We start from the raw sequence: 26,701 nt of genomic DNA, 5'->3' as shown, positions 1-26,701 counted from the left end.
TGGCCGTCGCGTCGGCGGAGGTCACTCCAGGGGGTGGGAGAGATCGCGTCGAGTCCGCGCGAGGAGTCGTCCGAACAGCCGGCAGACGCGGTTGGACAGCCCTCCGCCGACGCACCGGACGACGGCGTGTCCACCGCTCAGCCGCCGTCCGAGGGCCGGCCGGACCCGGCGCCGCCAGTGACGGGTGGGGACGACGCGACGGCTGGGGCGACGGCCTCGAACTCACAGGGGACGCCCCCGGTCGCCGGCGACGCCGACGCACAGGTGACCGACGAGGCGGCCGCGGCGGCGCCGGACGAACCGACCGAGGAGCCGACGCAGGACCCGGCGGACACCGCAGCACCGCCGGTGGCCGAGGAACCGGCCCCCTCGGCCGAGAAGGCCACTGCCGCCGACCGGACGACGCCTGCCGAGCCGACCACTCCGGCCGACCGGACGCCTTCTGACGAGCCGGCCACCTCGGTGGAGGCGCCGACCACTCCGGCCGACCGGACGCCTTCTGACGAGCCGGCCACCTCGGTGGAGGCGTCGTCCGGGGTGGCGACGGACGGACCGGTGGGGGAGGTGCCCACGGCGGCCGACGTGCCCACCGCTGCCCCGGAGGGCACGGGCGTGCCGACGGCCTCGGACGCCGTGACTGCGCTCACGGGTGCGCCGGAGGTGAGCGAGCAGCCGGCTGCGGCGACGGTCGCGGACGCGACGGTGACCCCGGACGCGGGCGACACCCCGGACGTCGATGGCGCCCCGGACGCCGATGTGGTCCCAGCCGACGGCGCCGCCTCGGAGCCCGGCACGGCCCCGGAGAGCGCGACTGCGCCGGACGGTGCGACTGCGGACGACACCGCCTCCCCGGAGGAGAGCCCGGTCCGGGTGGACAGCGCAGCCCCGGACGACGGCGCAGCGCCGCAGGCGCCGGCCGAGGCCACGCGCGACACGACGGCCGGCGCTCCCGACCGGGCGGGCCGTGCGGACGGGCCGGTCGAGGACCCCGCCGCGGCCGAGCGGGCAGCCGCCGAGCAGGCAGCCGCAGCCCAGGCCGCTGCCGACCTGGCGGCGGTCAAGGAGTGGGCGGCGCAGCGCGCGGCCGCGGAGCAGGCGGCTGCCGCCCAGGCCGAGGCCGACCGCCAGGCAGCCGAGCAGCTCGCCGCGGACGAGGCAGCGGCCGAGCGAGCCGCGGCCGAGCAGGCCGCCGCCGACCTGGCCGCGGTCCGGGAGTGGGCCGCACAGCGTGCGGCCGCCGAGCAGGCCGCCGCAGAGCAGGCCGCGGCGGCAGCCACCGCAGAGGCCGCCGCGCGGGCGGCGGCCGAGCAGGCCGAGGCCGACCGGCTGGCGGCCGAGCGCACCGCCTTCGACCAGGCCGAGGCCCAGCGGGCGGCCGCGGCCGAGCAGATGGCCGCCGAGCGGGCCGCGGTCGCCGCACAGATCGCGGCCGAGCGGGCAGCCGCGGAGCGCGCGGCGTCGGAGCAGGCGGCCGCGGCCGAGCGCGCGGCCATCGAGCGGGCAGCGGCTCAGCGGGCCGCCCAGCAGGCAGCGGTGGAGCGGGCTGCCGCGCAGCAGGCCGCCGCCGAACGGTCACCCGTGCAACGGGCGGCGACGGAGCAGCAGGCAGCGGGGCAGCCGGCTGCCGTGCGCCCCACCCCCGGTCGCCGGCGGGCGGCCGAGGACGACACCCGGTCCCGGGGAGAGCGCCGGCGGGCGGGTGCCACGGCCGCTGCGCCCGCCGAGGGGGGCCGCTCCGGGGGGCGCCGGCTCACGAAGGTGCTCGTCGCCGCCGTCCTGGCCCTGGTGCTGGTCGCGGCGGGCGTGGTGCTGGCCGTCCAGCTCACCGGTGGCACCGGTGACCCGGGCGTCGCAGCGGACGCCGAGCAGGTGCCCGACGCCGTCCTGCCCCAGCTCGGCGACCCGGCACCGGTCCTGGCCGCGCTGTCGGCCGAGGCGCCGGTGCCCGACCCGGCTGCGCTGGCCGCGGTGCTCAACCCCTTGCTCGATGCGCCGGCGCTGGGCAGCGGCCTGTCCGCCGAGGTGGTGGACGTCGCCACCGGCCAGGTCCTGCTCGAGCGCGACGCCACCGATCCGAGCACGCCGGCCTCCACGACCAAGCTGCTGACCGCACTGGCCGCGGTGACCACGCTGGGCCCGACCGAGCGGATCGACACGACCGTGGTGGCCGGCAGCACACCGGGCGAGGTGGTGCTGGTCGGTGGCGGCGATCCCACGCTGTCCACCACCGCACCCTCGGTCGACTACCCGGGTGCGGCGACCGTGGCCGACCTCGCCGCCCAGGTGCAGGAGGCGCTCGCCGGGCAGCCCGTCACCCGCGTCGTCGTGGACAATTCACTGTTCACCGGCCCGCTGACCGCCACCGGCTGGGGAGAGGGCGACGCGCCCTCGACCTACGCGGCACCGGTCACCGCCACCGCGGTGGACGGCGCCCGGGTCACCCCCGGTGAGACCCAGCGCAGCGGCCAGCCGGGCACCGACGCCGGCCGGGCCCTGGCCGCGGCGCTCGGGGTGCCCGGCGCCCCCGTCGCTCTCGGCACCGCCCCGGCCGGGGCCCGCACGCTGGGCACCGTGCAGTCCGCGCCGGTCGGGCGGCTGGTGGAGCAGGCGCTCACCGCGTCGGACAACCTGCTCGCCGAGACCCTGGCGCGGCACGTCGCCATCGCGCGTGGGCTGCCGGCCACCTTCGACGGTGCGGGCGCCGCGGTGACCGCGGCGCTGGCCGAGGCGGGGCTGGACACGACGGGGCTGAGCCTCGCCGACGCCAGCGGGCTCTCCCAGGACGACCGGGCGCCGGCCCGGCTGCTGGTCGACGTGGTGCAGGCGGCGGCCGACGGCAGCATCCCGGACGCCGACGTGCTGCTCTCCGGTCTCCCGGTGGCCGGCTACGACGGCACGCTGGCCGAGCGGGCGGCGGACGGCGCGGGCAGCCCCGGTGCGGTCCGGGCCAAGACCGGCACCCTGCAGAGCGTCAACGACCTCGCCGGCACGGTGCAGACCGCCGACGGCCGGTTGCTGGCCTTCTCCGTGCTGGCCGACGGGGCCGCCGGCAACATCGGCGCGGCCGAGGACGCGCTCGACGAGGTGGCCGCCGCACTGGCCGGCTGCGGCTGCCGTTAGGCCCCGTCCCGGGGCTCGCCCCGAGCTTGCGAGGGGTGAGGAGGACGGGGTCCTTCCACCTGCTGCCCCCACCCCTCGCAGGCTCGGGGCGGGCCCCTGCAGCAGGGCCGAACGGCGAGCGGTCCCGCCGCGTACGGTCGGGCCATGAGCCGAGCCTCGTCACTGGTCGACTGGGACCTCGCCGGCCGCACCGCCCGACGCCTGGTGAGCTCCGGGCCGGAGACCTCGCGCGACGAGGCCGCGGCGGTCGTGGCGGAGCTGCACGAGGCCGCGGCGACCGCGGTCGCCCACGTCGAGGCGCTGACCGGCCTGCGCCCGGTGCCGGGTGGTCCGGTGCCGACCGTCGCCGTCGTCGACCGGCCCGGCTGGGTCGAGGCCAACACGGCCGGCATGGCCGCGCTGCTGGACCCGCTGTCCGATGCGCTGCAGAAGGCTCAGGACCGCACGCCCGGCCCGCTGGCGACCGCGATCGGATCCCGCGCCACCGGCGTCCAGGCCGGCGGCGTGCTGGCCTTCCTCTGCACCCGCGTGCTGGGTCAGTACGAGGTGTTCGGTTCCGGTGGCCGGCTGCTCCTGGTCGCGCCCAACATCGTGGAGACGGAGCGGCGGCTGGGCGTGGACCCCAGCGACTTCCGGTTGTGGGTCTGCCTGCACGAGGTCACCCACCAGCTGCAGTTCACCGCGGTCCCCTGGCTGCGCAGCTACCTGGAGGAGCAGATCGCCTCCTTCGCCGAGGCCACCGACCTGACCCCCGACGTGCTGCGCGATCGGCTCACCGACCTGGTGCGCAGCCTGGGCGACGCGGTGCGCGGCAACCAGGACGACGATGCGCCCCAGGGCCTGATGGCGCTGGTCCGCGACCCCGAGCAGCGCGCCGCCCTGGACCGGGTGACCGCGGTGATGAGCCTGGTGGAGGGGCACGCCGAGTACGTGATGGACGGCGTCGGGCCGGACGTCGTCCCCTCGGTGCGCACGCTGCGCAAGCGCTTCGCCCAGCGGCGGAAGGGCCGCGGCCCGATCGACCGGGTGCTGCGCCGGTTGCTGGGGCTGGAGCAGAAGATGCAGCAGTACGCCGACGGCCGGGTGTTCGTCGCCGGTGTCGTGGACCTGGTCGGGATGGACGGGTTCAACCAGGTGTGGGCCGGGCCGGAGAACCTGCCGCTCAAGGACGAGCTGACCGACCCCGCCCGCTGGGTGACCCGGGTCCTGGAGACCCGGCCGGCCTTCCCGGCCTGAGCCGGCGACCCGGGATGGCCGGACCCGACCCTGCTGTCGCCGCCCTGCGCACCGCGGTGCGCCCCGGGCTGGCCGTGGGCACCGGCCCGGTGCTGGTGGCCTGCAGCGGGGGAGCGGACTCGGTGGCGCTCGCGGCCGCGCTCGCCTTCGAGGCGCCCCGGGCCGGGCGTGCGGTGGGCGCGGTGACCGTCGACCACGGCCTGCAGCCCGGCTCCGCCGACCAGGCCCGCCGCACCGCGGCGCTGCTGGAGTCGCTGCGGTTGTCCCCGGTGCTGGTCGTCCCCGTCTCGGTGGGCACGGACGGCGGGCCCGAGGGCGCCGCACGGGCCGCGCGCACGACGGCGCTGGCCGCTGCGGCGGCCGCGCACGGCGCGACCGTCGCGCTCGGCCACACGCTGGACGACCAGGCCGAGACGGTGCTGCTCGGGCTGGCCCGGGGCTCCGGCCCGCGGTCGGTGGCCGGCATGGTGGAGCACCGGCCGCCGTTCTGGCGCCCGCTGCTGGGGGTGCGCCGGGAGACGACCCGGGCGGCCTGCGCCGCCCAGCAGCTGCCGGTCTGGGACGACCCGTGGAACACCGACCCCGCCTACACCCGGGTCCGGCTGCGCACCGAGGTGCTGCCGCTGCTGGAGGAGGTGCTCGGCGGCGGGGTCGCCCCGGCGCTGGCCCGCACCGCCGGGATGGTCCGGGAGGACCTGGACGCCCTCGACGCCCTGGCCGCCACCGAGGCGGACGCGCTCGTGGGGCCGGACGGCGGGCTCCCGGCCGCGCCGCTGGCCGAGCTCCCGGCGGCCGTGCGCCGGCGGGTGCTGCGCAGCTGGCTGCGGGGGGCCGGGGTGCCGGACCTGCAGGCGACGCACCTGGCGGCCGTCGACGCGCTCCTCACCCGGTGGAGGGGGCAGGGGCGGGCCGACCTGCCCGGTGGTCACGGGGTGGTCCGGGCGTCTGGCAGGCTGACGGTGCAGCTCGGCCCTGGTCGCCGCGCCGCGCCTCCCGACGACGTCCCCCCAGAGGAGCCCTGACAGCCGTGAGCGAGCCCGCCACCACCGGAGCGCAGGCACCAGGACCGTTGGGCCCCGACCACGGCTACGGCCCGGACATCGACCACGTGCTGCTCTCCCAGGAGCAGATCCAGGACAAGATCACCGAGCTGGCCGGGCAGATCGCCCACGACTACGCCGGCCGCGAGGTGTTGCTCGTCGGCGTCCTCAAGGGCGCGGTGCTGTTCATGTCCGACTTCGCCCGGGCGCTGCAGCTGCCCACCCAGATGGAGTTCATGGCGGTCTCCTCCTACGGCAGCGCGACCAGCTCCTCCGGCGTGGTCCGCATCCTCAAGGACCTGGACCGGGACATCGCCGACAAGCACGTGCTGGTGCTCGAGGACATCATCGACTCCGGGCTGACCCTGTCCTGGCTGCTGAAGAACCTGGGCAGCCGGCGGCCGGCGTCCCTGGAGGTGTGCACCCTGCTGCGCAAGCCGGACGCGGTGAAGGTCGAGGTGCCGGTGAAGTACGTCGGCTTCGACATCCCGAACGAGTTCGTCGTCGGCTACGGCCTCGACTACGCCGAGCGCTACCGCGACCTGCCCTACATCGGGACGCTCAAGCCGGAGGTCTACTCCTCCTGAGGCAGGGCCTGGCCGCCCCCCGCGACACGCTCCGCGCGCCGTGGGTCCCTGCGGCCAGGCCGGGGACCGGCGCAGGCAGCTGTTCCACAGGCCCCGCGGTGTACCTTCGTGCCCAACGACGTCGCCCCGTGACGGGGTGTTCCCCGCCGGTCGCGGGCGGCGTCCTGCGACGATCAGGAGGGTCGACGGGCGAAGCCGGGCGTCCCCGGTGCCCGGCCACGGTGTATGGAACGTAAGAAGCTCGTCCGGAACGTCTGGTTCTGGATCGCCATCGTCGTCGTGCTGGGCCTCGTGGGCTCCAGCTTCTTCCGCGGGAACGGCGGCTACGACGAGGTGTCGACGTCCACCGCGTTGGACCAGCTCGCCAGCGGCAACGTCTCCTCGGTCACGATCAACGACAAGGAACAGACGCTCGACCTCGACCTGGAGAACCCGGTCGACGGCAGCAGCCAGATCACCGCGTCCTACCCGCTCGGCGCCTCCGACGACGTCTTCGACCTCGTCCGCGGCGCGGGGGACGAGGACGGCGGCGGCGCCGGCTCGTTCGACACCAACGTCACGCAGGACAACCTGCTGGTCTCGATCCTGGTCAGCTTCCTGCCCTTCGTGCTGCTGCTCCTGCTGCTGTTCTGGCTGTTCAACTCCATGCAGGGCGGCGGCCGCGGCGTCATGGCCTTCGGCAAGTCCAAGGCCAAGGTCGTCAGCAAGGACACCCCGAAGACGACGTTCGCCGACGTCGCCGGTGCCGACGAGGCCATCGAGGAACTGCACGAGATCAAGGACTTCCTGCAGAACCCGGTGAAGTACCAGGCGATCGGCGCGAAGATCCCGAAGGGCGTGCTGCTGTTCGGCCCGCCCGGCACCGGCAAGACGCTGCTGGCCCGCGCCGTCGCCGGCGAGGCCGGGGTGCCGTTCTACTCGATCTCCGGCTCGGACTTCGTCGAGATGTTCGTCGGTGTCGGGGCCAGCCGGGTCCGCGACCTGTTCACCCAGGCCAAGGAGAACGCCCCGGCGATCATCTTCATCGACGAGATCGACGCCGTCGGCCGGCAGCGCGGCGCCGGCATGGGCGGCGGGCACGACGAGCGCGAGCAGACGCTGAACCAGATGCTCGTGGAGATGGACGGCTTCGACGTCAAGGGCGGCGTCATCCTCATCGCCGCCACCAACCGGCCCGACGTCCTGGACCCGGCGCTGCTGCGCCCGGGCCGCTTCGACCGCCAGATCCCGGTCGACCGCCCCGACCTGCAGGGCCGGACGGCGGTGCTGAAGGTGCACGCCACCGGCAAGCCGCTGGCCGAGGACGTCGACCTGGAGACCGTGGCCCGGCGGACCCCCGGCTTCACCGGCGCCGACCTGGCCAACGTGCTGAACGAGGCCGCGCTGCTCACCGCCCGCCAGAACGGGACGGTGATCACCGACGAGCTCCTCGAGGAGGCGATCGACCGGGTGATCGCCGGCCCGGAGCGCAAGACGCGGGCGATGAGCGAGAAGGAGAAGAAGGTCACCGCCTACCACGAGGGCGGCCACGCCCTGGTGGCCCACGCGATGCCGCACCTGGACCCGGTGCACAAGGTGACGATCCTGCCGCGCGGCCGGTCGCTGGGGCACACCCTCGTGCTGCCGACCGAGGACAAGTACACCCAGACCCGCTCGGAGATGATCGACACCCTGGCATACGCCCTGGGCGGCCGGGCGGCGGAGGAGCTGGTCTTCCACGAGCCGACCACCGGGGCCGGCAACGACATCGAGAAGGCCACCTCGATGGCCCGGGCGATGGTCACCCAGTACGGCATGAGCGCCAAGCTGGGTGCGGTGAAGTACGGCAGCGCCGACTCCGAGCCGTTCCTCGGCCGGGACATGGGCTCGCGCCCGGACTACTCCGACGCGGTGGCCGCCGACATCGACGGCGAGGTGCGGGCGCTCATCGAGGCCGCGCACGACGAGGCGTGGGAGATCCTGGTCGAGTACCGGGACATCCTCGACCGGCTGGTGCTGGAGCTGCTGGAGAAGGAGACCCTGTCCCGCGAGGACATGGACCGGATCTGCGCCGGCATGGACAAGCGCCCCTCGATGGCCCCCTACAACGGGTTCGGCAAGCGCACCCCGTCGCAGCGTCCGCCGGTGCTCACCCCCGCCGAGGCGGCTGCGGCCAACGGCACGGGTGCGCACCTGAACGGGTCCTCGTCGTCCCCGGTCGGCGACGTCGGCGCACCGGTCCAGGGCCGGTGAGCGCGGCACTCGGGGGAGTGGAGTCGGGGCAGGGGTCGGACGGGCAGCCGTCCGACCGGGTCGACGCGCTGGGCCAGGACCGGCGGACGGGCGACCCGGTCGCCGACCTGGCCGACGGCCGGGTGGACACCGCCCGGATCGAGGCGGCTGTCCGGGAGGTGCTGCTCGCCGTCGGTGAGGACCCCGACCGGCCCGGTCTGGTGGACACCCCCGCCCGCGTGGCCCGCGCCTACGCGGAGACCTTCGCCGGCCTCGCCCAGGACCCCCACGAGGTCCTGGCGACGACGTTCGACGAGGACCACGACGAGATGGTGCTGGTCAAGGACATCCCGATGTACTCGACCTGCGAGCACCACCTGGTGCCCTTCCACGGCAAGGCGCACGTCGGCTACATCCCCGGCACCGACGGCCGGGTGACCGGGCTGTCGAAGGTGGCCCGGCTGGTCGAGGTCTACGCGCGGCGCCCGCAGGTGCAGGAGCGGATGACCCGGCAGGTGGCCGACGCCCTCTACGAGGTGCTGCAGCCGCGCGGCGTGATCGTGGTGATCGAGGCCGAGCACCTGTGCATGGCGATGCGCGGGGTCCGCAAGCCGGGGTCGACGACCATCACCTCGGCGGTGCGCGGGATCTTCCGGGAGAACGCGGCCACCCGCAGCGAGGCGATGAGCCTCATCCTGGGCAGGTGAGCGCCCTCCTGCCGCGGCCGGGTCGCTGCCTGGTGATGGGCGTCCTCAACGTCACGCCCGACTCGTTCTCCGACGGCGGCTGCTGGGCCGACGCCGGAGCGGCGATCGCGCACGGTCTGCAGATGCACGCCGCCGGCGCCGACTACGTCGACGTGGGCGGGGAGTCGACCCGCCCCGGCGCCGACCGGGTCGATGCGGCCGAGGAGTGCCGCCGCGTCGTCCCGGTGGTGCGCGAGCTGGCCGACGCCGGCGTCCGGGTCAGCGTGGACACCACCCGCGCCGAGGTGGCCGCCGCCGCCCTCGAGGCCGGGGCCGTGCTGGTCAACGACGTGAGCGGGGGGCTGGCCGACGAGGGCATGGCCCGGCTGGTCGCCGACAGCGGCGTCCCGTGGGTGCTGATGCACTGGCGCGGGCACAGCCGGGAGATGTACGCCGCGGCGCGTTACGGGGACGTCGTCACCGAGGTGGCGGCGGAGCTGACCGCCCGGGTGGAGGACGTCGTCGCGGCCGGCGTGGACCCCGGCCAGCTGGTGCTGGACCCGGGGCTCGGCTTCGCCAAGAACGCCGAGCACAACTGGGCGTTGCTGGCCGGGCTGGACCGGCTGGTCGCCCTGGGCCTGCCGGTGCTGGTCGGCGCCTCGCGCAAGACCTTCCTCGGCCGGCTGCTGGCCGCCCCCGACGGGCAGGTCCGCCCGGTCGAGGGCCGCGAGGCCGCGACCCTGGCGATCTCGGTGCTGGCGGCGCAGGCCGGCGCCTGGGGCGTGCGGGTGCACGACCCGGTGCAGTCACTGGACGCGATCGCGACCGTGGCCGCCGTGCAGGCGGCCCGCCGCACAGGAGGAGGAGAGCGTGCCTGACCGGATCACCGTGCACGGCCTGACCGGGCACGGCTTCCACGGGGTCTACCCGGCCGAGCGCGAACGCGGCCAGACCTTCCGGGTCGACGCGGTGCTCGAGCTGGACACCGCGCCGGCCGCGGCCGCCGACGACCTCACCAGGACGGTCAACTACGCGGAGCTCTCCCAGCGGCTGCACGCCGTGCTCGTCGGCGAGCCGGTCGACCTGCTGGAGACGCTGGCCCAGCGGCTGGCCGACCTGTGCCTGGCGTACCCGGTGGTCGAGGCGGTCGAGATCACCGTGCACAAGCCGGACGCCGACCTGGGGGTCCCCGCCGCCGACGTCACGGTCGCGATCCGGCGCGGACGCTGATGTCCCGGGCCGTCCTGTCCCTCGGCGGGAACCTCGGTGACCGAGCCGCGACCCTGCGGCAGGCCCTGGTCGCGCTGACCGACCACGGGCTGGTGGCCCGGTCGACGCTGTACGAGACCCCGCCCTGGGGCCCGGTGGCGCAACCGCCCTACCTGAACGCGATCGCCGTCGTCCGGGGTGACCGGGACGCTGCCGGCTGGCTCGCGCTGGCGCACGAGCTGGAGCAGGCCGCCGGGCGCACCCGGGAGGTGCGCTGGGGTGCGCGCACGCTGGACGTCGACGTCGTCACGGTCACCGGGGACGACGGGACGCCGGTGCGCTCGGACGACCCGGCTCTCACCCTGCCGCACCCGCGGGCCGCGGAGCGGGCGTTCGTGCTGGTCCCGTGGCTGGCGCTGGACCCGGCCGCGACCCTCCCCGGGCACGGTCCGGTGGCCGACCTGGTCGCCGCGCTGCCGGCCGAGGAGGTCGCCGCGGTGACCCGCTGGGAGCAGCTGGCATGACGCCGGTGCGCCGCCGGGACCTGGTGTTCCTGGGCGTGGCCGTCGCGGTCGCCGTCTGGCTCGTCGTGCGCGCCGCCTACGGCGACCTGCCACCGTTCCGGTGGTGGCTGCCGGTCCCGCTGGGCGTGCTCGCCGTCGCCGAGGCGCTCGGCGCCCGCACGCTGCGGGCGCGGCTGTCCGCGGAGCGGGAGGGCCGCCCGGCTCCCGGGCGGTCGGCGGCGGCCGCCCGGCCGGTGGAGCCGCTGCTGGTGGCCCGGGTGGCGGTGCTCGCCCAGGCCAGCGCCTGGGTCGGTGCCGTGCTCGCGGGCGCCTGGGCGGGGCTGCTGCTGCACACCGCACCGGCGCTCGGCCGGCTGGCCTACGCCCGCGGCGACACGGTCACCGGCGTGATCGGTGTGCTCGTGGCCGTCGGTCTGACCGTGGCCGCGCTGTGGCTGGAGCACGTCTGCCGGGTCCCGGCCGACCGGGACGACGAGGACCCGCCGCGGGGCGCCCGCGCCTGAGGGAGGGCCACCCCGTCACCCGTCACCGCGCCGTCCGCGCACTGGCGGCGGGCTCCTGCGGGTGCGCCGTCAGGACAGTGCGGCGCCGGCGGTCTCGGGCACCTTCCCCTGGACGGAGCGCCGCAGCGCCGCGTGCAGCGACTCCGGGGTGAGGACGCCGCAGAACCGGTCGCCGTCCAGCACGGCCACCCAGCCGGCCTCCAGCTGCAGCATGGTGGAGAACGCCGTCTTGAGGGTCGCGTCGATCGGCACCCAGGCCTCCATTCGGCGCGCGGCGTCGCGGACGGTGCCGCTGCCGGTGGCGCGCTCGAAGGAGATCCAGCCGTGCAGTGCCTGCCGGTCGTCCAGGACGACGGCCCATCGGGCGCCGGAGCGCTCGAGCGCAGCGCGGGCGTCGGGGAGCCGGTCGTCGACGTGCACCACCGGTGGCTGCTCGAGGTCGGCCATGTCGATGCGGGTGACGGCCAGCCGCTTGAGCCCGCGGTCGGCGCCGACGAAGTCCGCGACGAACGGGGTGGCCGGTGCGCCCAGCAGCTCTGCGGGCGCGGCGAACTGCTCGACCGTGCCGCCGGCGCTCATCACCGCGATCCGGTCGCCGAGCCGCACGGCCTCCTCGATGTCGTGGGTGACGAAGACGATCGTCTTGCGCACCGTGTCCTGCAGCCGCAGGAACTCCGTCTGCAGCCGCTCGCGGACGATCGGGTCGACGGCGGAGAACGGCTCGTCCATCAGCAGCACCGACGGGTCGGCGGCGAGTGCCCGGGCGACGCCGGCGCGCTGCCGCTGGCCGCCGGAGAGCTGGTGGGGGTACCGGTCGCCGTGCGCCGCCGGGTCCAGCCCGACCAGCTGCAGCAGCTCCTCGACCCGGTCGCGGGTCCGGGCCCTGTCCCAGCCCAGCAGGCGGGGGACCGTGGCGACGTTGCGGCGCACCGTCTGGTGCGGGAAGAGGCCGACGTTCTGGATGACGTAGCCGATCCGGCGGCGCAGCTGCACGGGGTCGACCCGGGTGACGTCGTCGGAGCCGAGCAGGATCCGGCCGCTGCTGGGCTCGATGATCCGGTTGATCATCTTCATCGTGGTGGTCTTGCCGCAGCCGGAGGGGCCCACCAGCACGGTCAGCTCGCCGGCGGCGAAGGTCAGGTCCAGCTCACGCACGCCGACGGTGCCGTCGGGGTAGACCTTGCCGACGCCCTCGAGCCGGATCTCCTCGGCGCCGGAACCGGCGGGCGGTGCGGACTCGGTGGCAGGCGCAGTAGCGTCCACGGCGTGGCCTTCCTGGCAGGCGCCCGGTGCTGAGCGCGGCGAGCACCATGGTCCTCGCAGTCGATGCGGCGCCGAACCCGTGGTTCGACCCCTCCTACGTGTCGGGCAACTGGGACACCATCCTGCCCCTCCTGGGCGAGCACGTCCGGTTGACCGTGGCCGCGGTCGTGCTCGGCACGGTGCTGGCGTTCCCGCTGGCCCTGCTGGCCCGGCGGAGCCGGTGGCTGGCCGGGCCGGTGCTCGGGCTGTCCACGCTGATCTACACGATCCCGTCACTGGCGATGTTCGCCTTCGTCGCGCCGGTCACCGGTCTGACGGCGACCACCGTGCTGATCGGGCTGGTCCTGTACTCGCTGGTGATCCTGGTGCGGAACTTCCTGGCCGGGCTGCAGTCCGTGCCGGCCGACGTGCGTGAGGCAGCGCTCGGCATGGGCTACGGCAGGGCGCGCACCCTCTGGCAGGTCGAGGTGCCGCTGGCCCTGCCCTCGATCATGGCCGGCCTGCGGGTGGCCACCGTCTCCACGGTCGCGCTGGTGACGGTGGGTGTGATCGTCGGTCACGGCGGCCTCGGGCAGCTGATCACCGGCGGGTTCGCCGCGAACTTCTACCGGGCCGAGATCGTCACCGGCGCGGTCGGCTGCGTGCTGCTGGCCCTGCTGGCCGACCTGCTGCTCGCCTGGGTCGGCCGGGCGCTGACCCCCTGGTCCCGTGGAGCGCGGTCGTGAACCTGCTGCAGGACGCCGTCCGCTACCTCAACGACCCGTTCAACTGGACCCGGGCCAACGGCATCGTCGAGCTGCTCGGCCAGCACCTGCGCATCTCGGCCCTGGCGGTGCTGGCCGCGATGGCGATCGGCATCCCGGTCGGGGCGCTGCTCGGGCACGTCGGGCGCGGCGGGGGCTTCGCGGTCGCGCTGTCCAACGTCTCGCGCGCCGTCCCGACCCTGGCGCTGTTGACCGTCTTCGCGGTCACCCCGATCGGCTTCGGGCCGACCGCGACCACCATCGCGCTCGCCCTGTTCGCCGTGCCGCCGGTGCTCACCAACACCTACGTCGGTTTCCGCGGCGTCGACCGGGACGTCGTCGAGGCCTCCCGGGCGATGGGGATGAGCGGCCGGCAGGTCCTGCTGCGCGCCGAGCTGCCGTTGGCGACCCCGCTGATGATGACCGGGGTGCGCACCGCCGCCGTCCAGGTGGTCGCCACCGCCACGCTGGCCGCCCTGGTGGCCGGCGGCGGACTGGGCCGGATCATCACCCTGGGCTTCCGCCAGCAGGACTACGGCGCCGTGCTGGCCGGGGCGATCGTGGTCGCGGTGCTCGCCCTGCTGACCGAGCTGCTGCTCGCCGCGGTCAGCTGGGCGCTCACCCCGGGGGAGAAGCGCCTGCCGTTCGGCCGGGTGCGCGCCCGCCGGGCCGCCGCCGCCGGGGCGGCCGCCCAGCGCTGACCGCTGCGCCGCAGGTCAGGACGGTGGTGCACAACGGACTTGCCACGGGCTGGTCCGGGGAGTTGGATCGACCGCTGCGGGAGCCCTCCCGCCAGACACGCGTGGCCGTCCAACAGCGGGCACCACGGGACACAGAAGGCGGAGCTGATGCGCGCACGCGCCCGATTCCTCACCCCCCTCGCACTGGCCGCAGTCCTCACCACCGCCGCGTGCGGTGAGTCCGGCTCCTCCGGCACCGGCGGCAGCGCCGACTCCGGCGGCTCCGCGGCCGGCGGCGACGCCTGCGCGCCGGTCGCCGGCGACCAGCTGGTGGTGCTCGAGGACGACCAGCAGCTGCAGAACGCGGACAACATCATCCCGGCGGTCAACGCCGCGGCTGCCGCGGCGAGCCCGGCGCTGCTGGAGGCGCTCAACAGCGTCTCCGAGGTGCTCACCACCGACCAGCTGGTCGAGATGAACGCCGCCGTCGACGTGCAGCGGCAGAGCGCCGAGGACGTCGCCGCGGCCTACGTCGCCGAGCAGGGCCTGGACGCCGGCGTCTCCGGTGGCAGTGGCCCGATCGTGGTCGGCGCCGCCGACTTCACCGAGTCGCAGGTGCTGGCCAACGTCTACGCCGACGTGCTCACCGCCGCCGGCTTCTCGGCCACCGTGCAGACCGTCGGCAACCGGGAGCTCTACCTGCCCGCGCTGCAGCGCGGTGAGATCCAGGCGTTCCCCGAGTACCTGGCCACCGTCACCGAGTTCATCGAGGGCGACGACGCGACCCAGGTCGCCTCCGGGGACGTCGACGAGACCGTCGCTGCGCTCACCCCGCTGGCCGAGCAGGCCGGCCTGGTGTTCGGCGAGCCGGCCGAGGCCGCCGACCAGAACGCGTTCGCCGTGACCACCGAGTTCGCCGACTCCCTCGGGGTCAGCACGCTGTCCGAGCTGGCCGACGCCTGCGGCGACGGCTCGCTGGTGCTGGGCGGCCCGGGCGAGTGCCCGGAGCGCCCGCAGTGCCAGCCGGGCCTGGAGGAGACCTACGGCCTGGACTTCGCCAGCTTCAGCGAGCTGGACGCCGGTGGCCCGCTGACCAAGGCCGCCATCCAGCAGGGCGAGGTCTCGATCGGCCTGGTCTTCAGCTCCGACGGCGCTCTCGCCCAAGGCTGACGGAGGACCTGCCCGCCCTCCACCGCGTGCGGGTGGCCCCCGTGCAGGGGCCCGCCGCGAGCCTGCGAGCGGTGGGGGGCACGAGGGTCCTTCCTTCAGTACCAGCCGCCGGGGGGCAGCTGCTCCCCGGCGGCGACCGGGGTGTCCACCCGGTTGCCCTCCGGGGCCAGCGGGCAGGTCCAACGCGGGTCGTAGGCGCACGACGGGTGGTAGGCGAAGTTGAGGTCGACCACCAGCCGGCCGCCGGCGCTGCCCAGGTCGGCGCTCTTGATCGTGTCCAGCAGGTAGCGGCCACCGCCGTAGGTCGTCGTCCCGACGCTGCCGTCGCGCAGCGGCAGGAAGAGCCCGCCGGCGTAGCCGCCGATCCACCAGACGTCCAGCCGGCCGACGTCGCCCAGGGTCACCCGGCCGATCCGGTCCAGCACCACGACGCCGTCGGCGGCGGTCGGCACCTCCCGGCGCTCGGCGTCGACGTCGGTGTCCACCGGGACGACGAACCGCAGCTCGGGGTCGTAGGGGGCGAACGGCAGCCCGGTGAAGGCATCCCGGGCCGCGGTGCCCAGCGGCGAGTCGGGGTGACCGGCGAGCAGGGCGTCGCGGCCGGTCCGCCAGGTGTGCCAGCCGGCCTCCGGGTCGTCCGCCGCCCGGACCTCGGCGTAGAGCTCGGACACCTGGCGCCGCCAGGTCAGCAGGGAGAGGGTCACCGGACCCACCCTGCCACCGCCCGGGCGGCCGACCTGCCGCCCACCGGCGCGGATGACCCCACGAATGCGGTGGGTGACCTTAAGGTGACGGCATGGCGGGCGGTCGGGGCGGCAGTGGTCCCGCAGGGGGCCCGCTGCCACCGGTTCCGCAGCGCCCGGGTGCTGCCCGTCCGGCCGCGACTACCGCTGCCGCCGACGCCCCGCTCGCCGGCCGCCCGGCTGCCGGCCGCGCCGCGGTGGGGAGGGCCGCCGTGGGGAGGGCCGCCGTGAGCCGCCCTGCCCTCGACCGCGAGTCCCGCGACCGCGCCGCCGTCGATGCGCCGCTGCCCGAGCTCGGTGAGCCCGGTGACGACCCGGTGACCGGGGGGCACCACCGGGGCTGGCTGGCCGCGGGGCTGGTGCTGGCCGGCGGTGCGACCGTGGCCGTCTTCTTCACCGACGACCCGCTGTACCTGCGGGTCGCGCTGCTCGCGGTCTGCTGGGCCTTCCTGATCGCCGCCTTCGTGGCCGGGGGCCGGCGCGCCGACCAGGCGGCCGCCGCCGCCCGGGAGGCGGAGCTCCGGCACGCCTACGACCTGGAGCTCGAGCGCGAGGTGGCCGCGCGGCACGAGCACCAGCTGCAGCTGGAGAGCCGGCTGCGGCAGGAGAGCGAGCAGGCGATGCGGGACGAGCTGGGCCGGCTGCGCACCGAGCTCGCCGGGCTCGCCGAGCTGAAGGACGACCTGGCCGCGGTGACCGAGCTGCGCACCGAGCTCACTGCCCTCGCCGAGGTCCGCGGTGAGCTGGCCGGACTGGGGCAGGTGCGCGCCGAGCTGGCCGGGCTGGCCGAGCTGCGCGCCGACCTGGGCCGGATGCGCAGCGAGCTCACCGACCAGTTGTCCGGCGAGCTGCTGGTCGAGCGCATGGTCATGCGCGCCCAGTCGGTCCGCGGCCCCGCGCAGTCCTCCCCGGACGCCGGGAGCGCGCGGCCGCTGGACGTCTCGCCCTGGGAGTCGCCCGCCGTGGCCTGGGACGTCGACCACTGGGAGTCCACGAGGGTCGACCTGGCGGCACCGGCGCCGGCCGACCCCGCGCCACGGGTCATCGCCGCGCCGCCGCCGGTGCCCCCGCCCGCTGTGCCGCCCCGGGCGGCGGTCGAGCCGCCGCCCTCGCCGTTGGCGTGGCTGGTCGAGGAGTCGGTGCTGGAGCCGTGGGTCGAGCCCAGCCCCAAGTCGCCGCTGGAGTGGCTGGGCGACAGGGCCCTGATCGACGACGCCCGCCCGCAGGACGCTCGGCAGGGACTCCTGGACGGCGCGCCGGGGGAGGGCGCCCGCCGGGACGAGGTGCGGCCCGACGAGGCGCTGCTGCACGAGGTCGGTCGCTCGATCGGTGGGCTCCCGGCCGTCCCGCCGCCCGTGCCGCCCCGCGAGCCCGTTGCACCGGTGCCGTCCCGCGAGCCGGAGCCGGCAGTGTCGGTCGACCCGCCGCGGCGTCGGCACCGCCGGGCCGCCGAGCCCGACGACGAGGGCACGGCCCGCCCGATCGCACCTCGGCGCAGCCACGCCGCGGACGAGGAGACGCCGGGCACCGCAGCCGACCGGACGGCGCCGTGGACGCCGTCCGTGAGCGCCGTCGAGACGCCGAGCGAGACGCCCTGGTGGGAGTCGAGCGCGCCCTCCCAGGATCCGGCGCCTGCGGCCGGTGGGCCGGCGGCGGTCTCGTCGGCGGGGGAGCCGCCCGCGCCGTGGGACTCGCCCTCCTGGGGCGAGCCGTCGTGGCAGACGCCGAGCGAGACGCCGTCGTGGGCGACGCGGTCCGTGAGGTCGTCGGCGTCTCCCGAGTCGCCCACCGAGGTGGGTCCGGGGTCGCCGTACGTGTCTTCCGCCGCTGGGGCGCCCCAGGGAGAGACGCCCTCCTGGTCGACGCCCTCGTGGGAGGGGTCCGCATGGGGGACGACCACCGAGGGGGCGTCGCGCGGGTCGTCGTCGTGGGACGCACCTCGGCCCGAGGCGTCCGACCACGGCGCGTCGTCGGGGGAGGCCGCGTCCGCCGGGGCGCCGTCGTGGCTGGCGTCGTCCGAGCCCGCTCCGGGCTCGGGGGCCCGGGCCGGTGGGAAGCCGTCCTGGGGCGAGTCGCAGTGGGACACGTCGTCGTCCGAGGCGCTCTCGGACGGGCAGTCCTCGTCCGATGCGTTCTCCTACGGAGCGTCCTCGGAGACCCCGCCGTCCGGGTTCCCGGCCCCCGACGGCTCGGCCGACGGGGCGCGGTGGTGGGAGAACGCGTCCGACGACGAGCCGTCGTGGCGGCGTGCGTCCGACGCAGTGAGCGCCGACCCGACGCCGTCGACCGGGGCGACGTCCTGGTCGGGTGCTGCGGCCGATCCGGCGGGCGACGCGTGGTCGGCGCCGTCGTGGTCGGCCGGACCCGCCGAGGCCCCGCCGGCCGTGGCACCGCCCGTGGCGGAGCCTCCGGCGCAGGGTCACGCGCGGCTGGAGCAGATCCTGGCCGAGAGCGGGGTCGAGGCGCCCAGCGGTGCGCGGTCCCGGCGGCGGCGCTACCGGGAGGAGGGCGAGGACGCCGCCGACGACGTCCTCGCCCGGGTGCTCGGCCAGCGCTAGCCGGCCCTCGAGCCCCCGATCTCGCCCGGCCCTTCCTCAGATGGGGCCGCGGGAGAGCGCGCCGCCGTCCAGCACCAGCGTCTGGCCGGTGACCCAGCCGGCCTGGTCGCTGAGCAGGTAGGCGGCCGCCTCGCCGATGTCCTCGGGCACGCCGAGCCGGCCCACCGGGTACTGGCCGCCCAGCTCGTCCTCGCGGCCGGTGAACAGCGCCTCGGCGAACCGGGTCTTCACCACGGCCGGGGCGACGGCGTTGACCCGCACCTTGGGGCCCAGCTCGACGGCCAGCTGCGTGGTCAGGTTGATCAGCGCCGCCTTGCTCACCCCGTAGGCGGCGATGCCCTCGCTGGACTTGAGCCCGGCGACCGACGCCACGATCAGCACCGAGCCGCCGTGCTCGGACATCCACGCCTTCCACGCCTCCTGCACCAGGCCGAGGCTGGAGACGACGTTGGTGTCCAGGATCTTGCGGAAGGCGTCCAGCGGGGCGTCCATCAGCGGCCCGAACACCGGGTTGATGCCGACGTTGCCGACCAGCACGTCCAGGCTGCCGAAGGTGTCGATCGCGGTGCGGACGGCCTCCGCGCGGTGCTCGGCGTCCCCGGCGTTCCCCGCGACGGCGACCGCCTTCTCCGGGCCGCCCAGGGTCTCCACCGCCTCGGCGAGCGCCTCGGGCTTGCGGGCGGTGATCACCACCCGGGCGCCGCGGTCGACCAGTGCCTGGGCGATGCCGAGGCCGATGCCCCGGCTCGCACCGGTCACCAGTGCGGTGCGTCCCTCGAAGCTGCTCACCGTGCTCCTCCTGCTGGTCCGAGCCGGCTCCGCTGCCGGCGCCGGCACAACGTAACCGGCCGTGCGGTAGCCCGTCCGGGCACCCGGGTGAGTCAGGACACACCCCGGCAGCGTTGCCGGGGGGACCGGCGAGGCAGAGACTCGCCTCCGGCGGCACCCCCGCGTGGCACACCTCCCGGTGGCCGCAGCGGACCGGGCCGCCGGGCTCTGCAGCGACACCGCACCACCAGCTCCACCTGCGGTCCACGACGACGTGGGCCGACGCGATCCGAGTCCGGTACCCGCCAGGGACTGGAACGAGAGGTGGCACCGGGATGTCGAACCGTCCCTACCGCGCGGCTGCCCCCGCGCGCCCCGCCGTCCTGCCGGCCGCGGGCCTGCTGCCCGCCGAGGCCGCGCCCGCCCGCCTCCGGGTCGGCGTCGTCGGCGCCGGCCGGGTCGGTGCAGTGCTCGGCGCCGCGCTCGCCGCCGCCGGCCACGACGTGGTCGCCGCATCCGGCCTGTCCGCCGACTCGCACCGCCGCGCCGCCCGGCTGCTGCCCGGGGTGCCGCTGCTGCCCGCCGACGCGGTGGTCGCCACCAGCGACCTGGTCGTGCTGGCCGTTCCGGACGACACCCTGCCCGGGCTGGTCGCCGGGCTGGCCGAGACGGGCGCCTGGCGCCGCGGCCAGCTGCTCTTCCACACCTCCGGCGCGCACGGCCTGGCCGTCCTCGCGCCGGCCGAGCGCGCCGGCGTCCTCTCCCTCGCCCTGCACCCGGTGATGACCTTCACCGGCGGGCCGGAGGACCTGGACCGGCTGGTGGCCGCTCCCTTCGGGGTGACCGGCCGGCCGGAGCACCGCGCGGTCGCCGAGACCCTTGTGCTGGAGATGGGCGGCGAGCCGGTGTGGGTCGCCGAGGCCGACCGCGGGCTGTACCACGCGGCCCTGGTCACCGGGGCCAACCACCTGGTCACCCTGGTCGCCGAGGCCGCCGACCTGCTGCGCACCGCCGGGATCGACGACCCGGCCCGGGTGCTCACCCCGCTGCTGACCGCCGCGCTGGAGGGCGGCCTGCGTCGCGGTGACCAGGCGCTCACCGGCCCGGTCAGCCGGGGGGACGTCGGCACGGTCGCCGCCCACCTGCAGACGCTCACCGAGCGGGCGCCGTCCTCGGTCGACGCCTACGTGGCCCTGGCCCGGCGGACCACCGAGCGGGCGCTGGCCTCCGGCCGGCTCCGCCGGCACGAGGGGACGCCGCTGCTCGACCTGCTCGACTCGGCCGAGGAGACCGCGCGATGACCGTGACCACCCACCCGACGGTGGCCGAGACCACGGCCGAGCTGCACGCCCTGCGCGCCACCCTGCCCGGCCCGGTGGTGCTCGTGCCGACCATGGGCGCGTTGCACGAGGGGCACCGCACGCTGGTGCGCGCGGCCCGGGAACGCGGCGGCAGCGTGGTCGTCTCGGTGTTCGTCAACCCCACCCAGTTCGGCCCAGGGGAGGACTTCGACCGCTACCCGCGCACCTGGGACGCCGACCTCGCCGTACTGGCCGAGGAGGGCGCCGACCTGGTCTTCCACCCGCCGGTGCACGAGGTCTACCCACCGGGCTCACTGGGCGTGACCGTGCAGCCCGGCCCGCTGGGCGACGTCCTCGAGGGCGCCGTCCGGCCCGGGCACTTCGCCGGTGTGCTGACCGTCGTGGCGAAGCTGTTCGGGCTGGTCCGGCCGGACGTCGCGGTGTTCGGCGAGAAGGACTACCAGCAGCTCACCCTCATCCGGGCGATGGCGCGCGAGCTGGCCCTGGGCATCGAGGTGGTCGGCGTGCCGACGGTCCGCGAGGACGACGGCATGGCGCTGAGCTCCCGCAACCGCTACCTCTCCGCGGAACAGCGCAGCACCGCGGCGGCGTTGTCCGCAGCACTCCGGGCCGGGGCCGCCGCCGGGCCGGACGGTGCCGACGCCGTCCTCGCCGCCGCCCGGCAGGTGCTGGCCGCCGCGCCCGGGCTGCTCCAGGACTACCTCGAGCTGACCGATCCAGATCTCGGGCCGCCGCCGCCGAGCGGCCCCGCCCGGCTGCTGGTCGCCGCCCGCGCCGGCAGCACCCGACTCATCGACAACACGGCTGTGGAACTGGGGAACCTCCGATGATGCGCACCATGCTCAAGAGCAAGATCCACCGGGCCACGGTGACCCAGGCCGACCTGCACTACGTCGGCTCGGTCACCGTCGACGAGGACCTGATGGACGCCGCCGACCTGCTGGCCGGGGAGCAGGTGGCGATCGTCGACGTCACCAACGGCGCCCGGCTGGAGACCTACGTCATCCCCGGCGAGCGGGGCACCGGCGTGCTCGGCATCAACGGCGCCGCGGCGCACCTGGTGCACCCCGGCGACCTGGTGATCCTGATCAGCTACGGCCTGATGGACGAGACCGAGGCGAAGTCCCACCTGCCGAAGGTGGTGCACGTCGACGCCGACAACCGCGTCGTCGAGCTGGGTGCCGACCCCTCCGCCCCGGTGCCCGGGGCCGAGGACCACCAGCGGAGCCCGCTCGGCGTCCCGATCCGGTGACCCCTGCCGCGGAGCCGGTGACCGGCCTGCCCCTGCGGCTGCGCGCCCCGGCCCCGGGCTGGGAGCTGACCGCGGACGTCTGCGTGGTCGGGTCCGGGGTCGCCGGGCTCTGTGTGGCGCTGCACGCCCGCGCCGCCGGGCTGTCGGTCGCCGTCGTCACCAAGGTCGAGGTGGACGACGGCTCCACCCGCTGGGCGCAGGGCGGGATCGCCGCCGTCCTGGACCCCGCCGACACCCCGGCCGCGCACGCCCGGGACACCGAGGTGGCCGGGGTCGGCCTCTGCGACCCGGCGGCGGTCCAGGCGCTGGTCACCGAGGGGCCGCAGCGGCTGCACCAGCTGATCAGCTGGGGCGCCGCCTTCGACCGCGACCCCACCGGCCGGCTGCTGCTCACCCGGGAGGGCGGGCACTCCACCGACCGCATCGTGCACGCCGGCGGCGACGCCACCGGCGCGGAGGTGCAGCGCGCGCTGCGCGAGGCGGTGGCCGCCGATCCCGGGGTCACGCTCGTGGAGCACGCGATGGTGCTGGACCTGGTGCGGGACGCCGACGGGCGGGCCGCCGGGGTCACCCTGCACGTGCTCGGCGAGGGCAGCGCGGACGGCGTCGGCGCGGTGCGCTCGCGGGCGGTGGTGCTGGCCACCGGCGGGATGGGGCAGGTCTACGCGGCGACCACGAACCCGGGCGTCTCCACCGGCGACGGGGTGGCGCTCGGCCTGCGGGCCGGGGCGGTCGCCACGGACCTGGAGTTCGTCCAGTTCCACCCGACGTCCCTGTACCTGGGCCCGGACGCCCGCGGGCAGCAGCCGCTGGTCTCCGAGGCGCTGCGCGGCGAGGGCGCGGTGCTGCGCGACGGGGCCGGCGAGCGCTTCATGACCGGCGTCCACGAGCTCGCCGAGCTGGCCCCCCGGGACGTCGTCGCCAAGGCGATCACCCGGGTGCAGCTGCGCGACGGCGTCGACCACGTCTGGCTCGACGCCCGCGCGGTGCCCGGCCTCGCCGACCGCTTCCCGACCATCGTGGCCCGCTGCCGGGCGGCCGGCATGGACCCGGTCACCGAGCTGGTGCCGGTCACCCCGGCCGCGCACTACGCATCCGGCGGGCTGGCCACCGACCTGACCGGCCGCACCACCGTCCCGGGCCTCTACGCCTGCGGGGAGGTGGCCTGCACCGGCGTGCACGGGGCCAACCGGCTGGCGTCGAACTCGTTGCTGGAGGGCCTGGTCTTCGCCGGCCGGATCGGTGCTGCGCTGGCCCGCGAGCTGCCGGTGCCCGCCCCCGCCGCCCCCACCGACGACCGGCCCGAGGGCCTGGTCGACGTGGCCGCCCGCGGCCCGCTGACCGCGACCATGTCCGGCTGGGTCGCCGCGCTGCGCAGCGGTCCCGGGCTCGCCGAGGCGGCCGGCCGGCTCGCGGCGCTGGCCGAGCGGACCACCGCCGTCCCGGGGGTGCCGGGCTGGGAGACCACCGACCTGCTCACCGTGGCCACCGCGATCACCGCCGCGGCCGCCGCGCGGCAGGAGACCCGCGGTTGCCACTGGCGGGAGGACCACCCCGACGCCGTCGACGACTGGCGGGTGCACCTCGACGTCCGGCTGGACGCCGACGGCGGGGTCCAGCTGACCCGCCGTCCGGTCGGTACTCCCGTGGCGGTGGACTGGTGAGCGAGCATGACCCGGTGACCACACCGGCGAGCCGCGCGCTGCCCACCGACCCCACCGACCTGACCGGCACCGGCCTGGCCGCCGGCTGGGTCGACGAGCTGGTCGAGCGCACCCTCACCGAGGACCTCACCGGCGGCGCCCCGCTGCCCAGCGCCCCCGACGTCGCCGTCGGCTACGACGTCACCAGCGCGGCGACCGTGCCCGGCACCCGGTTCGGCACCGCAGACCTGGTCGCCCGCGCCGACGGCGTCGTCGCCGGGCTGCCGGTGGCCGCCCGGGTGTTCACCCGGCTCGCCCCCGGGGCGACCCTCACCGCCGGGGCCGCGGACGGCGACCGGGTCCGGCGCGGCGACGTGCTGCTCACCGTGCGCGGGCCGGTGCGGGCGCTGCTGGCCGCCGAGCGGAGCGCGCTCAACATCGCCAGCCGGGCCAGCGGCATCGCCACCGCCACCCGGGCGTGGGTGGACGCGGTGGCCGGCACGGGCGCCGTCGTGCTGGACACCCGCAAGACCACGCCGGGGCTGCGGCCGCTGGAGAAGTACGCGGTGCGCTGCGGCGGCGGGTCGAACAAGCGGATGGGCCTCTACGACGTCGCGATGGTCAAGGACAACCACGTCGCCGCCGCCGGGTCGGTGGCCGCGGCCGTGGCGCTGGTCCGCGAACGGGCGCCCCGGGTCACCGTGCAGGTCGAGTGCGACACCCTCGACCAGGTGGGTGAGGCGCTGGACGCCGGTGGTGACTTCCTGCTGCTGGACAACATGACCCCCGACCAGCTGCGGGAGGCCGTCACCATGGTGGGCGACCTGGACGTCGACCTGGAGGCCACCGGCGGGCTGACCCTGGACGTCGCACGGGAGGTCGCCGACACCGGCATCGACTTCCTCTCCGTCGGCGCGCTGACCCACTCCTCGCCGATCCTCGACCTCGCCCTCGACCTCCGGGCCCTCGACCTGCGGACGGACTGACGTGCTGCTCACCGTGGACGTCGGCAACAGCCAGACGGTGCTGGCCACCTTCGACGCCGACCGGCGGGTGGACTGCTGGCGGGTCACCACCGCCCCGCACGCCACCGCCGACGAGCTGCACATGCTCTGGCGGGCGCTGCTGCGCGACACCGAGGTCACCGGCGTCGCCGCCTGCTCGACCGTGCCGGCCCTGCTCCCGGCGCTGCGCCAGCTGCTGGACCGGCTCGCCGTCCCGGTGACGCTGATCGGTCCGGGGGTGCGCACCGGGGTGCCGCTGCACGTGGACAACCCCCGCGAGGTCGGCGCCGACCGGGTGGTCACCGCGCTGGCCGCGCACGAGCTCTTCGGACGGCGCCCCGACGGCACCGGCCGGCCGGTCGTCGTCGTGGACTTCGGCACCTCGACCAACGTGGACGCGATCGGGCCCGACGGGCAGTTCCTCGGCGGCGCGCTGGCCCCCGGGGTGGAGGTGAGCCTGGAGGCGCTGGCCACCCGGGCCGCCCAGCTGCGGTCGGTGGAGCTCACCGTGCCACCGCACGCGATCGGCAAGAACACCGTGGCCGCCCTGCAGTCCGGGCTGGTCCTGGGCTTCGCCGGGCTGGTCGACGGGCTCGTCGCCCGGATCGCCGCGGAGCTGGTCGCGCAGTTCGGCTCGGCGCCGGTGGTCGTGGCCACCGGCGGGCTGCACCGGCTGGTCGCGGACAGCTGCCGCACGATCGGTGAGCGTGAGCCCGATCTCACCGTGCACGGACTGCGGCTGGCCTTCGCCCGCCACCAGTCCTCCGCTGGGGCCAGCGGTGGTGGGGCGCCGTCGGGACGCCCGTAGGCTCGGGCCCGTGAGTGAGGAACCGTCCAGCCTGCCCGACGACGAACTCCCGGAGCAGCTGCGGGTCCGGCGGGCCAAGCTGGACCGGCTGCGCGAGGCCGGCGTCGACCCCTATCCGGTGACCGTCGCCCGCACGACGGGCCTGGCCGAGGTCCGCGCCGCGCACCCCGACCTGGAGCCGGACACGATGACCGGTGAGCAGGTCGGCGTGACCGGGCGGGTGATCTTCTCCCGCAACACCGGCAAGCTCTGCTTCGCGACGCTGCGCGAGGGCGACACCGAGCTGCAGGTGATGCTGTCGATCGACCGGGTGGGCGAGGAGGCCCTCGCCGCCTGGAAGGGCGACGTCGACCTCGGCGACCACGTGCTGGTCACCGGCGAGGTCGGGACGTCGCGCCGCGGCGAGCTGTCGGTGTTCGCCGACTCCTGGCAGCTGGCGGCCAAGGCGCTGCGGCCGCTGCCGGTGGCGCACAAGCCGATGAGCGAGGAGCTGCGGGTCCGCCGCCGCTACGTCGACCTGATCGTGCGCGACGAGGCCCGGCGCACCGTCCAGCAGCGCGCCACCGTCAACGCCACGCTGCGCGCCGGGCTGACCCGGCGGCAGTTCCTCGAGGTCGAGACGCCGATGCTGCAGACGGTGCACGGTGGCGCCACCGCCCGGCCGTTCCGCACGCACATGAACGCCTTCGACCTGGACCTCTACCTGCGCATCGCCCCCGAGTTGTTCCTCAAGCGCTGCATCGTCGGCGGGCTCGACCGGGTCTTCGAGATCAACCGGAACTTCCGGAACGAGGGCGCCGACTCGTCGCACTCGCCGGAGTTCGCGATGCTCGAGTTCTATGCCGCCCACGGTGATTACACCGACGGCGCCCGCATCACCCGGGAACTCATCCAGGAATGCTGTGAGGCCCTGTTCGGCGACCAGGTGGCGCGACACAACGACGGAACCGAGGTCGACCTGTCCGGAGAATGGCCACAGGTCAAGCTGTACTCGGTGGTCTCGGACGCCGTCGGTGAGGAGGTCACCCCGCAGACCCCGGTCGAGCGGCTGCGCGAGATCGCCGCCCGGCACGAGGTGGGCGTCGACCCCGCGTGGCTGCCCGGCAAGGTGGTCGAGGAGCTGTTCGAGGCCCTGGTGCAGGACACCCTCCAGGCGCCGACCTTCGTCATCGACTACCCGATCGACACCTCGCCGCTGACCCGCGCCCACCGCACCGACCCCGGTGTGGCGGAGAAGTGGGACCTCTACATCGGCGGGATCGAGCGCGGCACCGGCTACTCCGAGCTGGTCGACCCGGTAGTCCAGCGGGAGCGGTTCACCCAGCAGGCACTGCTGGCCGCAGCCGGTGACCCCGAGGCGATGCAGCTGGACGAGGACTTCCTGGAGGCGCTCGAGTACGGGATGCCGCCGACCGCCGGTGTCGGCATGGGCATCGACCGCCTGATGATGACCCTCACCGGACTGGGCATCAGGGAGACGATCCTGTTCCCTTTGGTGCGCCCACTGCACCAATAGGTCACCTGTCCGGGTCACTTTCCTGGGGAAATGCAACGGGATTGGCGAAATTGGCACCCACTGTGGTGCAATGGCTGGCGTCGAACACGGGGCAGCAATGACGACAGTCCACATG

Annotated in this window: 25 protein-coding genes; 22 read left to right on the top strand and 3 right to left on the bottom strand. The window is 75.7% G+C overall.

Features of this window, described 5'->3' with window-relative positions:
- Positions 1 to 126 precede the first annotated feature (126 nt).
- The 10 genes from dacB (at position 127) to HLA93_RS01730 (ending at position 11,116) form a co-directional block, all read left to right on the top strand.
- Positions 127 to 3,120 (top strand): D-alanyl-D-alanine carboxypeptidase/D-alanyl-D-alanine endopeptidase, encoded by a 2,994-nt coding sequence (gene dacB, locus HLA93_RS21925; RefSeq protein ID WP_222192491.1) that lies wholly within the window; start codon positions 127 to 129, stop codon positions 3,118 to 3,120.
- 144 nt (positions 3,121 to 3,264) lie between these two features.
- Positions 3,265 to 4,356 (top strand): zinc-dependent metalloprotease, encoded by a 1,092-nt coding sequence (locus HLA93_RS01770; protein WP_222192490.1) that lies wholly within the window; start codon positions 3,265 to 3,267, stop codon positions 4,354 to 4,356.
- 14 nt (positions 4,357 to 4,370) lie between these two features.
- Positions 4,371 to 5,378, top strand: a complete 1,008-nt coding sequence (tilS, locus tag HLA93_RS01765; protein WP_222192489.1) for a tRNA lysidine(34) synthetase TilS — start codon at positions 4,371 to 4,373, stop codon at positions 5,376 to 5,378.
- Between the two features lie 5 nt (positions 5,379 to 5,383).
- Positions 5,384 to 5,983: a hypoxanthine phosphoribosyltransferase gene (hpt, locus tag HLA93_RS01760; RefSeq protein ID WP_222192488.1), complete on the top strand. Its 600-nt coding sequence runs from the start codon at positions 5,384 to 5,386 to the stop codon at positions 5,981 to 5,983.
- 225 nt (positions 5,984 to 6,208) lie between these two features.
- A complete protein-coding gene (gene ftsH / locus HLA93_RS01755; protein ID WP_222192487.1) occupies positions 6,209 to 8,215 on the top strand; it encodes an ATP-dependent zinc metalloprotease FtsH in 2,007 nt (668 codons plus the stop codon).
- Positions 8,212 to 8,901: a GTP cyclohydrolase I FolE gene (gene folE, locus HLA93_RS01750; protein WP_439957947.1), complete on the top strand. Its 690-nt coding sequence runs from the start codon at positions 8,212 to 8,214 to the stop codon at positions 8,899 to 8,901. The genes ftsH and folE overlap by 4 nt, the downstream gene beginning before the upstream one ends.
- Entirely contained in the window at positions 8,898 to 9,758 is an 861-nt protein-coding gene (gene folP / locus HLA93_RS01745; protein ID WP_308127891.1) for a dihydropteroate synthase, read from the top strand. Before folE ends, folP begins: the two co-directional genes overlap by 4 nt.
- Complete coding sequence (folB, locus tag HLA93_RS01740; protein WP_222192486.1) at positions 9,751 to 10,110, top strand: dihydroneopterin aldolase; 360 nt, start codon at positions 9,751 to 9,753, stop codon at positions 10,108 to 10,110. Before folP ends, folB begins: the two co-directional genes overlap by 8 nt.
- A complete protein-coding gene (gene folK, locus HLA93_RS01735; protein ID WP_222192485.1) occupies positions 10,110 to 10,613 on the top strand; it encodes a 2-amino-4-hydroxy-6-hydroxymethyldihydropteridine diphosphokinase in 504 nt (167 codons plus the stop codon). The genes folB and folK overlap by 1 nt, the downstream gene beginning before the upstream one ends.
- Entirely contained in the window at positions 10,610 to 11,116 is a 507-nt protein-coding gene (locus tag HLA93_RS01730) for a DUF3180 domain-containing protein (RefSeq protein WP_222192484.1), read from the top strand. The genes folK and HLA93_RS01730 overlap by 4 nt, the downstream gene beginning before the upstream one ends.
- 69 nt (positions 11,117 to 11,185) lie before the next feature.
- On the opposite strand, the gene HLA93_RS01725 is transcribed toward HLA93_RS01730, so the two are convergent.
- Positions 11,186 to 12,379, bottom strand: coding sequence for an ABC transporter ATP-binding protein (locus tag HLA93_RS01725; RefSeq protein ID WP_222192483.1), 1,194 nt, complete (start codon positions 12,377 to 12,379; stop codon positions 11,186 to 11,188).
- Between the two features lie 47 nt (positions 12,380 to 12,426).
- Here HLA93_RS01725 and HLA93_RS01720 point away from each other — a divergent pair, with 47 nt between their 5' ends.
- The 3 genes from HLA93_RS01720 to HLA93_RS01710 all read left to right on the top strand — a co-directional run bounded on the left by HLA93_RS01720 (position 12,427) and on the right by HLA93_RS01710 (position 14,972).
- Positions 12,427 to 13,104, top strand: coding sequence for an ABC transporter permease (locus HLA93_RS01720; RefSeq protein ID WP_246625482.1), 678 nt, complete (start codon positions 12,427 to 12,429; stop codon positions 13,102 to 13,104).
- A complete protein-coding gene (locus HLA93_RS01715) occupies positions 13,101 to 13,823 on the top strand; it encodes an ABC transporter permease (RefSeq protein WP_222192481.1) in 723 nt (240 codons plus the stop codon). Before HLA93_RS01720 ends, HLA93_RS01715 begins: the two co-directional genes overlap by 4 nt.
- Positions 13,824 to 13,970: 147 nt before the next feature.
- Entirely contained in the window at positions 13,971 to 14,972 is a 1,002-nt protein-coding gene (locus HLA93_RS01710; protein ID WP_222192480.1) for a glycine betaine ABC transporter substrate-binding protein, read from the top strand.
- Between the two features lie 95 nt (positions 14,973 to 15,067).
- Here the strand turns inward: HLA93_RS01710 and HLA93_RS01705 are convergent, their stop codons facing one another.
- Complete coding sequence (locus HLA93_RS01705; RefSeq protein ID WP_222192479.1) at positions 15,068 to 15,676, bottom strand: DUF1684 domain-containing protein; 609 nt, start codon at positions 15,674 to 15,676, stop codon at positions 15,068 to 15,070.
- A gap of 84 nt (positions 15,677 to 15,760) precedes the next feature.
- Here HLA93_RS01705 and HLA93_RS21920 point away from each other — a divergent pair, with 84 nt between their 5' ends.
- Together HLA93_RS21920 and HLA93_RS01695 are read left to right on the top strand one after the other, a co-directional pair.
- A complete protein-coding gene (locus tag HLA93_RS21920) occupies positions 15,761 to 15,946 on the top strand; it encodes a hypothetical protein (RefSeq protein ID WP_222192478.1) in 186 nt (61 codons plus the stop codon).
- Positions 15,943 to 18,273, top strand: a complete 2,331-nt coding sequence (locus tag HLA93_RS01695; RefSeq protein WP_222192477.1) for a DUF6779 domain-containing protein — start codon at positions 15,943 to 15,945, stop codon at positions 18,271 to 18,273. Before HLA93_RS21920 ends, HLA93_RS01695 begins: the two co-directional genes overlap by 4 nt.
- A gap of 36 nt (positions 18,274 to 18,309) precedes the next feature.
- Here HLA93_RS01695 and HLA93_RS01690 read toward each other — a convergent pair whose 3' ends face one another.
- Entirely contained in the window at positions 18,310 to 19,062 is a 753-nt protein-coding gene (locus tag HLA93_RS01690; RefSeq protein ID WP_222192476.1) for an SDR family oxidoreductase, read from the bottom strand.
- Between the two features lie 314 nt (positions 19,063 to 19,376).
- Between HLA93_RS01690 and HLA93_RS01685 the strand changes: the two genes are divergently transcribed.
- The 7 genes from HLA93_RS01685 to lysS are packed head-to-tail and all read left to right on the top strand — an operon-like array spanning position 19,377 to position 26,586.
- A complete protein-coding gene (locus HLA93_RS01685; RefSeq protein WP_222192475.1) occupies positions 19,377 to 20,342 on the top strand; it encodes a Rossmann-like and DUF2520 domain-containing protein in 966 nt (321 codons plus the stop codon).
- Positions 20,339 to 21,193, top strand: coding sequence for a pantoate--beta-alanine ligase (gene panC, locus HLA93_RS01680; RefSeq protein WP_222192474.1), 855 nt, complete (start codon positions 20,339 to 20,341; stop codon positions 21,191 to 21,193). The genes HLA93_RS01685 and panC overlap by 4 nt, the downstream gene beginning before the upstream one ends.
- Positions 21,190 to 21,615 (top strand): aspartate 1-decarboxylase, encoded by a 426-nt coding sequence (panD, locus tag HLA93_RS01675; protein WP_222192473.1) that lies wholly within the window; start codon positions 21,190 to 21,192, stop codon positions 21,613 to 21,615. Before panC ends, panD begins: the two co-directional genes overlap by 4 nt.
- 17 nt (positions 21,616 to 21,632) lie before the next feature.
- Complete coding sequence (locus HLA93_RS01670; protein WP_308127890.1) at positions 21,633 to 23,279, top strand: L-aspartate oxidase; 1,647 nt, start codon at positions 21,633 to 21,635, stop codon at positions 23,277 to 23,279.
- Positions 23,276 to 24,244: a carboxylating nicotinate-nucleotide diphosphorylase gene (nadC, locus tag HLA93_RS01665; RefSeq protein WP_308127889.1), complete on the top strand. Its 969-nt coding sequence runs from the start codon at positions 23,276 to 23,278 to the stop codon at positions 24,242 to 24,244. The genes HLA93_RS01670 and nadC overlap by 4 nt, the downstream gene beginning before the upstream one ends.
- 1 nt (position 24,245) lies before the next feature.
- Positions 24,246 to 25,070: a type III pantothenate kinase gene (locus tag HLA93_RS01660; RefSeq protein ID WP_222192471.1), complete on the top strand. Its 825-nt coding sequence runs from the start codon at positions 24,246 to 24,248 to the stop codon at positions 25,068 to 25,070.
- 10 nt (positions 25,071 to 25,080) lie between these two features.
- On the top strand, positions 25,081 to 26,586 hold the full coding sequence (gene lysS / locus HLA93_RS01655) for a lysine--tRNA ligase (RefSeq protein ID WP_222192470.1): 1,506 nt from the start codon (positions 25,081 to 25,083) through the stop codon (positions 26,584 to 26,586).
- Positions 26,587 to 26,701 lie beyond the last annotated feature (115 nt).

Origin of the sequence: Modestobacter italicus, from assembly GCF_019799965.1 — a bacterium.
In the GTDB taxonomy this organism is placed as follows: domain Bacteria; phylum Actinomycetota; class Actinomycetes; order Mycobacteriales; family Geodermatophilaceae; genus Modestobacter; species Modestobacter italicus_A.
This window is presented reverse-complemented; position numbering and strand designations above follow the sequence as displayed.

What these genes read in the sequence shown, in the direction of transcription:
- HLA93_RS01770 (WP_222192490.1), top strand. Translation starts at nt 3,265, where the DNA reads ATGAGCCGAGCCTCGTCACTGGTCGACTGGGACCTCGCCGGCCGCACC.
- tilS (WP_222192489.1), top strand. Translation starts at nt 4,371, where the DNA reads ATGGCCGGACCCGACCCTGCTGTCGCCGCCCTGCGCACCGCGGTGCGC.
- ftsH (WP_222192487.1), top strand. Translation starts at nt 6,209, where the DNA reads ATGGAACGTAAGAAGCTCGTCCGGAACGTCTGGTTCTGGATCGCCATC.
- folK (WP_222192485.1), top strand. Translation starts at nt 10,110, where the DNA reads ATGTCCCGGGCCGTCCTGTCCCTCGGCGGGAACCTCGGTGACCGAGCC.
- HLA93_RS01730 (WP_222192484.1), top strand. Translation starts at nt 10,610, where the DNA reads ATGACGCCGGTGCGCCGCCGGGACCTGGTGTTCCTGGGCGTGGCCGTC.
- HLA93_RS01720 (WP_246625482.1), top strand. Translation starts at nt 12,427, where the DNA reads ATGGTCCTCGCAGTCGATGCGGCGCCGAACCCGTGGTTCGACCCCTCC.
- HLA93_RS01710 (WP_222192480.1), top strand. Translation starts at nt 13,971, where the DNA reads ATGCGCGCACGCGCCCGATTCCTCACCCCCCTCGCACTGGCCGCAGTC.
- HLA93_RS01685 (WP_222192475.1), top strand. Translation starts at nt 19,377, where the DNA reads ATGTCGAACCGTCCCTACCGCGCGGCTGCCCCCGCGCGCCCCGCCGTC.
- panC (WP_222192474.1), top strand. Translation starts at nt 20,339, where the DNA reads ATGACCGTGACCACCCACCCGACGGTGGCCGAGACCACGGCCGAGCTG.
- panD (WP_222192473.1), top strand. Translation starts at nt 21,190, where the DNA reads ATGATGCGCACCATGCTCAAGAGCAAGATCCACCGGGCCACGGTGACC.